The 11,159-nt window shown below is 55.6% G+C and carries 5 protein-coding genes and 1 pseudogene; 5 read left to right on the top strand and 1 reads right to left on the bottom strand.

All coding sequences use genetic code 11. The features are described from left to right. Nucleotides 1-69 precede the first annotated feature (69 nt). Nucleotides 70-321, bottom strand: coding sequence for a hypothetical protein (locus ACE4YL_RS12825; protein ID WP_461367224.1), 252 nt, complete (start codon nt 319-321; stop codon nt 70-72). A 205-nt stretch (nt 322-526) separates the two neighbouring features. Between ACE4YL_RS12825 and xerA the strand changes: the two genes are divergently transcribed. The 5 genes and pseudogenes from xerA to ACE4YL_RS12800 all read left to right on the top strand — a co-directional run. Continuing rightward, complete coding sequence (gene xerA / locus ACE4YL_RS12820) at nt 527-1,633, top strand: site-specific tyrosine recombinase/integron integrase (protein WP_461369694.1); 1,107 nt, start codon at nt 527-529, stop codon at nt 1,631-1,633. Nucleotides 1,634-1,706: 73 nt separating this feature from the next. Next, the gene (locus ACE4YL_RS12815) at nt 1,707-2,201 is read left to right on the top strand and encodes a hypothetical protein (protein WP_461369693.1); all 495 of its coding nucleotides are present in this window, start codon (nt 1,707-1,709) and stop codon (nt 2,199-2,201) included. 61 nt (nt 2,202-2,262) lie between these two features. Next, nucleotides 2,263-2,418, top strand: coding sequence for a hypothetical protein (locus ACE4YL_RS12810; protein ID WP_461369692.1), 156 nt, complete (start codon nt 2,263-2,265; stop codon nt 2,416-2,418). A gap of 105 nt (nt 2,419-2,523) precedes the next feature. Continuing rightward, entirely contained in the window at nt 2,524-7,959 is a 5,436-nt protein-coding gene (locus tag ACE4YL_RS12805) for a phage tail tape measure protein (protein WP_461369691.1), read from the top strand. A gap of 69 nt (nt 7,960-8,028) precedes the next feature. Beyond that, nucleotides 8,029-11,159 (top strand): annotated as a pseudogene (locus ACE4YL_RS12800) (hypothetical protein); the annotation flags it as partial.

Genomic DNA, 11,159 nt, shown 5'->3' with positions numbered 1-11,159 from the left:
ACAATAGAGCAAGATAGTGTAACTTTTTGGGGTAAGCATTAGGGGCAGATCGCTCTGCCCCTAACCTTTTTATTCATCTTCTCCCGAAGGCAAGTACAAGCTCTCCAGTAATCGTTTTTGCTTTCGCTGCACGCTTTCGGGATGCGGCGGTTCCTCATTATCTGATGGCCAACCTATGAGGTAGTATGTGTAGCCATCTTCGAGATTCCTTATGTTTAGCAGGATCCATCCGAGTTCCAAGTAGTCATTTAGTTCGCCGAGGTCTTCCACTTCGTTCACTCTCTTGATACGGTGCAGAACATTTCTGTCGATTGGGTCCATCCTTGATCACCTCCTTTGACAACATACTCAATAACGCATTCGTCACGCGGCAGTCTTGTTCCTTGATCGTCTGCAGTAGGAGATTCTTCAGTAATGTCGTAGACATGGAATGAGGGCTAGGGAATCGCGACCCGAAAAGCGGCAATCCCGAGCCGCCTGCCCTCCAATAGCAAAATCGGGAGCAACTACGGGAGGTTGCAGACAAATGAACAAGGCGGTTCTGTTGGCGCGCGACGTCGACTTGTTGCCGGCCGTCGAAGCACTGCTGTTCGCCGAACGTGACAAACAGGACATCGCCACGATTGCGCATCGCCTGGGAGTCACAGACAAGGATGTTCGGCGGAGCCTGTTTGAGCTGGAGACCCGGTACGATGATCCGAAGAGTGGCCTGGAGCTGAGGTGGTCCGGAAGCGCTGTCTGGATTGAGTCCAAGCACAAGTATGTGCAGATGCTCTATTCCCGCCAGCACAAGAAGGAGGAGCGTTCCAGGGAGCTCATCGAACAGTTTCTGGCATCAAAAGAGCTGAGGCCGAGGACGAAGCAGCGGTATGGCTATCTCCTTCGGAGCTTTTCAGAATTTCTTACGGTGAGCTTGGACCTGGTCACCACCGAGAACATACGGGACTTTATAGCTCATCAGCGAGAAGTAAGGGGCAATTCTGATGGTACAATCGCTAGTAAGGTTCATTCCTTGAGCTCCTTTTACGGATGGCTCGTCAAAGAGGAGATCATCCTCCGCAACCCGATGGACCGCATCGAGCGGCCAAGGGAACTCAAACGACCGCCGAAGCACCTAACCTACGAAGAGATCGAAAGGCTCCGTGAAGCAGCCACAGGGATCCGCAAGGTGTTGTTTGAGGTCCTGTACTCGTCGGGGATCAGGGTCAGTGAGGCAGTCAATCTTGACCGTTCAGACTATGACCCGGTGGCCAAGACGCTTCTTGTCCGTGAAGGAAAAGGCGGCAAACAGCGCACAGTGCCTCTGAGCACCCGAGCCAATTTGGTGCTTCAGGACTATCTCAAGAAGCGCAGTGATGACGACCCTTGGTTGTTCCGGAGCAACTATCGGAAACGCATCTCCAAGGAGAGCATCGAGCGGCACATCAAGAAGCTCGGCCATATGGCCGGGCTGGCCAGGCGAGTCACGCCTCACATGCTGAGGCACAGTTTCGCCACACACTTGCTTGACGCTGGCATGCCGATTGAGCTTGTGCAGTACCTGTTGGGGCATGAGTCCGTCAGGACAACCCAGGTCTATGCCAAGACTAACCCGGCAAACGTGGCTCACTACTACAAGCGGGTTTTCCCGTAGCATGGTTGAACCCATTGAGCTTCTAGCTTAGCTAGGGGCTCTTTTTTACATCCAAAACGAGAGGGGTACGAAAATGCTTAAGTGGCTAACAGGCAAGTTCAAAAAGAAGGAGAGCAAAGTAACATCTCTGGCCGATATGGCCGAGGCCGCAGCACCGGTGGTAGCCATCCCATCGTGGGACGGAGCATCGGACATTTACGTCAGATTGCGCCGGGTGTCGTTGATGGCGTTGGTGCAGTCGGGCAACCTTCCCAATGACCTTCTGACGTTCGCTACTGATATGGCCCTGAAGCAGCAGTCCGGGAAACCTGACTCGGTGGCGGAGATGGAAGTCAACTCGTTCGAGAAGTACACCCAGCTGCTGCACGCCATGGCCAGGGAAGCATTGGTGGAACCTACCTATGACCAGATCATGAAAGAAGTGGGCTGGCTGACGGATCAGCAGCTCATGGCGATACATTACTACTGCCTTGGGGGCGTAAGGGCCCTGCATTCCTTTCGCGAAGCAACCCGAGTTGCTATTGCGCATAGGAGTGACAGCCAAGACCTTCGGGGTAAGGCCCAGTGACTATCTTCCCGAGTTGGGGACCTGGGAACGGTACTGCTTCGATGAACTTGTAGCCATACAAATGGCCATCGAGGAGCAGAAACAGATCGAGGAGGCAAAGTCGAAAGCAGGGAGGGGCGATCCCAAGCCTCCGAGCCCGAAAAAGAAAGACGTTCCAGGCCCGCACATGAGGGGCGTGGATCTGATGAACCACGAAGCTTTTCGCAAGAAGAAGTAAACAGTAAGCATGGTTGAGCCCTGGCAACCCCATGGGGCAGTACCCTCTCGCCGCTCCGCCAGGGCTCAACCTTTCCTTTTGCAAAAAAGGGGGTGGACAAGGTACATGGCAGAAGAGCTAGGTAGCATATGGGCCGAGGTGCGGCTCAACTACTCCAAGTACGATGAAGGCGTTGCCCATGTGGTAAGGCAGAACAAGTGGCTCGATGAAGAGATGCAGCGAACGGTGCAGAGGTTGGCGAGTCGTTGGGAGGGCCTTGGCGGGCGTATGTCTGTCGCAGCAACCGCGCCACTCACGATGTTAGGGCGACAGTGGCTCAACACGTTTGCCGACTTCCAGCAGGCCATGGCGAACACTCAGTCGGTCATGGGAGCCACCGTGGAAGAGTTGGAGGCTTTGACGGCAGCTGCTCGCAAAGCGGGCGAGGAAACCGTGTTCAAAGCCAGCCAGGCTGCCGATGCGCTGTACAACCTCGGGCAAGCTGGTATGGATGCGTCGCAGGCTATCGACGCTTTGGACGGTGTTCTGACATTGGCCGTGGCATCGCAGTCGGAACTCGCCTTCACAGCGGAAGTCGTGGTGTCCACCCTGAACCAGTTTGGCCTGGCCGCCAACGAAGCGTCAAGAGTGGCTAACGTGTTCGCAGCTGCCAACGCTGAGTCGCTCGCAGAGCTGGATATGCTCGCCGCATCGCTGAAAAACGCCGGGCCTGTGGCCGCCACGTTTGGCTACTCGCTTGAGGAGACCGTTGCTGCTCTAATGGCTCTCTACAATGCGGGTTTCCAAGGCGAGCAAGCCGGAAACATGCTCAAGCGGGCCATCTCGGATCTAGCGAACCCAGTGGGAGACGCAGTGAACGTCTTGAGCGAATTGGGTTTGACCGTCCGGGATGTTCATCCCGAGTTGAACTCTTTGGCCGACATCATCGATACCCTGAATGCCGCCGGGATCGACTCCACGCAGTCCTTACGTCTATTTGGCCAAGTGGCCGGCCCTGGAATGATAACCCTTCTCAACCAAGGTGGAGAAGCCCTTCGACAATACACGGAGAGCATCACCGGCACTAATAAAGCGGCTGAACAAGCATCCATCCAACTGGACACTCTCCAGGGAGACATCAAGATCATGCAGTCGGTATACGAGAGCATGGTCCTGGAGATGACAGGAAATTTCGAACCCGCACTACGCCAGATCACTCAGCGCATCACGGAGCTGTTTGGCTGGATCAGAGACCTAAACCCTGAAACTCAGAAGTTGATCGTGACCATAGCGGGGTTTGCTGCTGCGGCGGGCCCCACCATGCTGATCATAAGCCAGCTCCTCAAGGCCTTACCCTTGCTGTTCGGACCCGCAGGATGGATCTATGGCGGCATAGCAGCTGTTACGGCACTAGCATTTGCAATGACGGGTAGTTCCAGGGACATGCGGGAGTTCTACCAGGAGTCCATAGAGGCATCGAGAGCTGCCGAGCAGCAGGCCATGGAGCTACGTGCACTAGCAAACGAGTACAGAGAACTGGAAGGCAAGCCGAGCAAGTCCGAGGAAGAGCACCGCCGGCTCAAAGAAGTCATGGAGCGCATCGTAGAGCTGCAACCGGAGCTTGCTGTTGGCTACGAAACCATCGATGAGGCTATCAGGGCCAACATCGGTACGCTCGAAACCTACATCGAAAAGCTGGAGACGCAAAGCGAACTCCACCTGCGTCTTGCCAGCCTGGAGTACCTTCGCACAAGGAACCAACTTGAGCAAGAGCTGAACCAACTGCTGGGCGAGCGCTCTCAGAAGGAGTCCCAAGTCCAAAAGAACGTCAGCGAGACAGAGAGACTTGTCAGACTGCAGAACGAAGCCCAAATGGCTTTCATGGACTGGTTGGAAGCCCAAGAGCTTGGCCTCGAAGATGCTGCCAAGAGAGCCGAAGAGACCATGCGGCGAGTCTTGGTCGAGTGGAAACCCGATCATGTCGCCCAGGACAGCCCCTTTGGTCTTTGGGGTAAGTGGGTATCCGAGCTTACTGCTGAAGCTGAGCGCGTCAGCGGGCAGAGCGAAGAACTGCTTCAGGATCTTGACAAGATCAACGCCAGAATCGCTGAGATCCAAGATACTCAGGCCCACGCGGCCGCTGTGATGGCTGAGCTTGAGCGGAGACAAGCAGGCATTCCACTCACCGGGGCAGCACCAACCACGGCCCCGCCTGCCGGAACCGGCGGGGGAGGCCCGGGTACTGGGTCGGAAAAGACCATCGAAGAGCTCGAGGCAGAAGTTAGGGCTGAGATGGATCTGTATCGGGCCCGGATCGAACTGGTGCGGAGTCTCCCTGAAGAGTATGAGGCAACATATGGAACTCTGGAGTCTCTGCATGAGAGGTATATCGACTTCCTGAAGCAGCGAGCGGTTGACACGGCCTTGTCCGAAGTGTTCCGTGGGAATGTAATAGCCACCGAACTCCAGAACGTGCGGGATGAGCTGGACAAGATGCTTAGGCCGGAGAAGGGCGAAGATCCAGACACCCTGGTTGCCAAGCGCATGCAGGTATACCAAGCTGAGCTTGAACTGCTGAGGCTGGGAGTTCAGAGGTACAAGGATGAACTCGGCGACCTGGAAGACCATCTCGAGAAATACCTCGGCTGGTTGCAAGAACAGACCGTCGACACGGCGCTGTCAGCAGCGACTCAAGTCCGGATACAGGAGGCCATTTCCGCCGTCGAGGACGAACTCGATCGGCTTGCCCTGACCACGGAAGAGCGCTGGGCGCGGGTGTTTGACATAGTGGCACGTTACGGCCCGCAGGCCGATGCTATCCGCAAAGCCCTGGACCTCGGCGAGGTCCAAGTTGACCTTGATGATCTCGAGAAGGCAGAAAAGCACATCGAGAACTACTACCGCTACTTAGTGGAAGCCGGGCAAGTTACTCTGCATCAGCATCTGGAGGTCCTGAATTATCAGCTTGACAAGGCAGCTGTCGGGACCGACGAGTGGCTCCAGATCTGGCGTGAGATCGCCTCTGTCCAGGAGAAGATCAAGAGAGAAGAGGAACGTACTGAAGACAATGAAGCTCTTCGTGAACGGCTCCAGCTCTTCGAGCAGCTGAAGCATCTCAACGATGCGACCGTCGATAGCTACGAGAAGCAGATCGAATGGCTGCAGACCGAAGTGCTGGCCGCAGAAGGCGTTATCCGGACCACTGAAGAGCGCATGGCCATCGAGAACGAGATCTTTGCTCTGCGCATGGCCAACTACAGGCTGGCGGCCGAACGCGAAGGGTGGTCGCTTCAGCAGCAGCTGGAGAACCTCGAGCGCTATGTGGGCGCATACGCCAAGTCTTTTGACCAGATCCAAGAAGTCGAACGCATGCGCCGACAGCTATGGGATCAGCGCGATGAGAGCGAGCTGAGGCGTGTCCAGGAACTGAACTACAAGAAGCAAGAGGTCGAGATCCAGCGCCTGCGGAATGAAGGCCGGTTAGAAGAGGCTGACATAGCCGAATCCCTGTTGCGCTTGAACCGTGAGCTTGACCAGTATAAAGACAACCTGGCGATGCAGGAGTTGGCCTATCAAGCCCATCAGCAAAGGCTGACCGAGATCAGCGCAAGGTATGCCGAACAGAGGGCCCGGGAGTTGGGCCAGGAGATAGCTGACCAAATACGGGCTATGGGCGACTTGCGAGAGGCTGATCTGAGCTCTCTCAAAGCTTGGATAGACGAGCGCAAAGCTCTCTATGCTGGGATGGAGGGCGGCGGTGGCCGGTATGCTCTAGCCGAGCTCGAAGCGCTGGAGCTTCGGATACAGTCCGAGGAAGAACGACGCTTTGAAGAGTGGCAGCGGCGAGAGCAGCAGTGGCAGAGCTTCCTGATCCAGTCTCGGCAGATCGGTGCTGCGGCGGTGCTTGAGGAACAGGTCCGAACTCTTGAGGCAGAGTTGGCCGTGGTTGACGCTGGTAACGAGCGCAGACTGGAGCTGGAAAGGGAGCTGCAGCAGGCCAAGTACAACCTCGCCAAGCAGAACCTTGAGGACCAGCGAGCTCTTTTGAATGCGATGGTTATCGAAGAAGAACTCAGCGCCGAGGACAGACTCGATATCGTCCGGCGGATGCGCAAGGAGTATGAACGGCTCTACGGAGACCTGTACCGGTTCTCTCAGGAATGGCAGGAACTTCGCCGGCAGGAGAAAGAACTCGAAGGACAGATAGCACAAGAGACTGCAAAGAACCGGATCGAGTCGATCCAGTACAACAAGAGCGACCTTGCCAGCCTGCAAGCCAAATACAACCAACTGGTCAAACTCATCCAGCAGACTGACAACTACATCGAGCAGCAGGAATACCTGAACGAGCTTCTGAAGACTCGTCAAGAGATCAAGGACGCGGAAGATGCGACTGCCAGGTTCTTCGCGGAAATGTCGCCCGAGTGGAGCGAGATAACCCAGCAGATCGAGGACTTCCTGCGGTTGATCCAAGAGGCGCCGCAGGCCTTTGAGAACATGCGGTTCTCAATGCGCCAGGCGTTCGGGGAGTTCGGCGATGCCGTTGCCGGCATCTATGGAACCTTGGCTGGATACCTGGGCGCTGGGGGGACCTTCGAGAAGGGAGGCTCCAGCCTAGCTGCGATTATTGCCGGCATTACCGGAGGATTTGCGGGTCTCACAGGGGACCCTGTGCTGGCCGCAATATCAACAGGGGTCTCTTTCATCGCCAGGATCTTCGACCCCGGACCCATCCCTCAAGAAATGCAGTCCTTGAAAAAGGGCATCGAGGACCTGAACCGGGCGCTGGAGGAATATGGTGTAACCTACCGATCGGTCGAAGCTGATATCCGGAAGACCTACTTCCTCATCTGGCACACCGGATGGGAGTTCGTGAATGAGGAAGAAGCAAAAGCCGGCTATGAGATCGGCAAAGTGATGATCGAGTCCATGAACGAGACTCTGAGGACTTTGGGCTCGGCCATGGCTGCTGCTGTAGCTGGCAAGTCTACGTGGGATGAGTTCGAACAGACTCTGGGTCAGCAGCTCAGACGCATCTTGATGGAGCAGATCATGCAGGCCGCGGAGTTCGAGAAAAACGCCAAGCTGGTCGTTGGCCTGATGCAGGAGTCTGTGGCTGATGGGTTCACCGATGAAGAGATCGAGCGCATCAGGAAGGCTTGGCGCGATGCATTCGATGAGCTTCAGCGGCAGTGGGATGAATACTCAGACATCTTGGATCAGCTCCTGCCGGAAGAAGACAGGACAGTTCAGCACGAGGTCAGGGGTGTTCAGATCACAAGGCTTTCCGGTCAAGATAGAGACCTCTTCGTTGAACTGCTGCGGCCATTGGCAAATTTGGACCGCTTGCCTGGTCTGCTGGACAGCCAAGCCATGGATGTGTACCAGACCTTCCAGATGGCCGAAATAACCGCCCTCCATGCGCAGGAAGTCCTGATCCAGCAAGTGTTGATCAACCAAGTGAACGTCAACCTCAGCGGCGTAACGGATGTGCGCAGCTTCTTGGAGGAGCTGGTGAGAGAAGCATTGTCAACCGCTGATGGAGGCGGGTTGACGTATTGACGCAAAGCAAAACATCGGGGGAGGCCAATGCCTCCCCTCTTCGGTCTGTGGGAGGTGAGCTGATGGCATATGGCATACGTTAAATGCTTCGATCAAGATCTCAACCCAATTGGTGAGCCCATTCAGGATGTCACCATACGACAGGCCAGAAAGAGGATAAACACAGCCGATCAAGCGTCTTTTACCGTACCCCATGATGCCGAAGGAGTCGAACAGCTTGGTTTGGCGGCGTTCGTTGCACTGTATGACGGAACTGAGCAGTGCGCTTCGGGTCTCATACATGCCAGGGACCTGTCTGGTAACGAGTATTCTTTCACGGTTCAGGGCCACGCCCACCGACTCAAGAACTACAAGACACCTCACCGCTGGCAGGGGTGGAATGGGCGGGATCTGGCAGATGTCGTGCGGGACCATCTCAGGAAGTTCTGCATCAAGAGATGGAATACCCAAGCAGACTGGGAGACAGCCATCAAATACCGGGTGGATATTCAGACTGAACCCGGGTCTGTCATCCTGCAGTATGAACCCCATCCCGACGACCCGGACAATGAACGCCCAAAGGCCTACGGATACATCCAGTTCCGTGTGGACCTCGGCGAGAATGCCTTGAGTTCAGGGAGGATCCTGCGCTGGACGGAGATCGTGGGTCCCTATGTCCGCATCACTGTTCAGAGCCGAAGCGCAGCAGAAACACCGGAACTTGACAACGCGGAATGGGGCCCCGAGATGACGGCCATCAATGTAGGGGATATCCGGGAAAACGAAGTGAATGGCGTCCCGATTGCTGGCGAAGGCCGCTGGGTAGATATTCGCATCAACCTTTACACCGAAGACCAAAACAGTCCTCGGAAGGACTCTAGCGGCAGTATTGTGGGATATGGCTTCACACCCTACCTGGCAGGCGCAGAACTCATCTGGCGCGAGCCAACATTCCTGCAGGGGGGAGACATACCGCTATCCACGGGGGTCATCGTCCAGGGTTTCGAGTTTGAACGCCTGGACTTTCTTCAGACCCTCGCCGAGCTCTGCGACCAATATGGCTGGGAATTCAGAGTTCGACATGATGAGGCACAGAGACGGCTTCTTCTCGATCTAGGCGCCAATGGTGAGCCCAAGTTCGGCACGGACCGAACGATCAGTAGCCAGGAACCTTTTGTCATCGAGCACGGTCGCAACGCGACTATCGGTGTGCTGCGTGACGACAGGAGCAAAATGGCAAACATACTGGACTGCTTTGGGGCTGGCGAGGGAACCAGTCAGCTTTACGTCCAGCTCAAGAACGACCAGTCGATCGCCGACTACGGTGAGGTTCCCGGAGACTTCTATGCACCAGAAGCCGACACCATGGCCGAACTCATCGAAGCCGGACAGCATGAACTGGAGAAGCGCAGCCAACCCGACATCGCCTTTGAGGTATCCATACCGATTGACCGATGGGAGGAGCTGGCGGGCGTAGGCCTTGGCGACACCATCACAGTTGTGCATCCGAGGAACAAGGTGCTGGTGAGTGGCCGGATCATGGACTCATCATTCCAAATGAGCCGCTCTTCACGAACAGTTCGGTGGGGGCTGAACGACTTCTTGAGAAACCCTTTGGATGAACTGATTGGACGTCGCCCCTCGAGCAGAACCTTGGGTGACATCCCCGATCCGCCGAAAGAGGTGATCGCTCACCCTAACATTGGTTACATCGTAGTCACATGGGTCAGCGATGCCGATTCGTGGGCTGTTCGAGCGCGGGAAGTGTCAATAACCTACGTTGAGGAAGACCCCGAAGCGCCGCCGACTGTGACATACGGGCCTTGGCTGGTATTTGACTCGCTGACCACCATCTTTACACACAACCAGCTGGCAGTTGGCAGCACATGGGAGTACCAAGTGGCCGCCATAAAGAACAACAGGATCAGCGGATGGTCCGAGACCGTATCGGCGACCGTCGAGGACATACCGCGCGATGATCCGACGCCCCCGGAGCCGGCTACGAACTTGGATGTGACTGAGAAGTCTTTTGTGTCGGAAGACGGTTTCATGGTTTTGGTCGCTGAACTCACTTGGACCAGGAGCGTAAGCGAACATGCGCACCAGCAGTTCATCGACCGCTCCATCGGCGATGGCTTTCAGACCATAGCCACTCTGGGCAAAGACGCGGAGGTCCACCGGGACACCCAAGGCTTGGCTGCCGGTGCAACATACACCTGGCGTGTGCGCACAATCAGCAAGGCTGGCGTTTACTCTGAGAACGATCCAACAGTGACACTCACGATGGGTGGGAAACCAGGCGTCCCCGCAGCGCCGACAAACCTGATCGCAAGTGTGAATGATGATGGCGATGTGGTCCTGACATGGCGGATGGTCGACTATCCGAACCTCAAGGACTATGTGGTCCAAGTGGCTGAGAACGCCACCTTCACCCAAGGGGTGACCGAATACTTCACGCCCTCAAACGTCTTTCACCTGACGGGACTGGCAGCCGATAAGGTTCTCTATGTTAGGGTCTTCGCCAGGGATAGATCTGGACAAAGAAGCGCCCCTTCAAATACTGTGGTCATAAACATCCCGAAGCTGCTATCCGACCGTGTCTATGCCATGTACGTCGCCAAACAGACCTACGAGAAGCTGCTGAACCACCACTTCTTCGGAAATGAAGAAGGGTATTTTGACGGCTCCAACATCAAACCGAACACGGTTGAGACTCAACATCTGGCCGTGGGCGCTGGGAGTCGGAATTTCCAGCTGGTTGGCGTCAAGATGAACGCTAACACGGACAATGTGAGAGGCAAGTTTTCGAACACAAGCGGATACTTGATCCTCGCCACGGACCCGGGGGAATCAACTGGTACCTGGAGCATATCCGCAAAAACACAACAGCTGTCATTGAACAAGGAATATTTCGTTTACGTTCGTTGCCTAAAAGAGGGCTCCACCGGCGAGATAATGTTCAGCGAAACGAGGCCGACTCTTCAGGATAGCAACTACCATAATTTTCTGGTGGGAATGTACTTCACGACAGACGATCCAGCGGTTTTGGCAATGAGTTATGGGTTTACGTACATCAACGGTTCGCACATCACCACAGGCGAGATTGACTGCAACAAAGTGAGGATCCAGGCTCGAGGGACAGGAGACAGTGCCATCGAGATCTCAGGCGACGGAATTGTCTTCAGGGACACTGCAGGGTTGATCTCCATCCAGATGAGCAC

Origin of the sequence: Candidatus Darwinibacter acetoxidans (assembly GCF_041936445.1) — a bacterium.
In the GTDB taxonomy this organism is placed as follows: Bacteria; Bacillota; Limnochordia; order Darwinibacteriales; family Darwinibacteriaceae; genus DTU010.
This window is presented reverse-complemented; position numbering and strand designations above follow the sequence as displayed.

Coding starts and splice junctions, on each gene's coding strand:
- ACE4YL_RS12825 (WP_461367224.1), bottom strand. CDS start 321: ATGGACCCAATCGACAGAAATGTTCTGCACCGTATCAAGAGAGTGAAC.
- xerA (WP_461369694.1), top strand. CDS start 527: ATGAACAAGGCGGTTCTGTTGGCGCGCGACGTCGACTTGTTGCCGGCC.
- ACE4YL_RS12815 (WP_461369693.1), top strand. CDS start 1,707: ATGCTTAAGTGGCTAACAGGCAAGTTCAAAAAGAAGGAGAGCAAAGTA.
- ACE4YL_RS12810 (WP_461369692.1), top strand. CDS start 2,263: ATGGCCATCGAGGAGCAGAAACAGATCGAGGAGGCAAAGTCGAAAGCA.
- ACE4YL_RS12805 (WP_461369691.1), top strand. CDS start 2,524: ATGGCAGAAGAGCTAGGTAGCATATGGGCCGAGGTGCGGCTCAACTAC.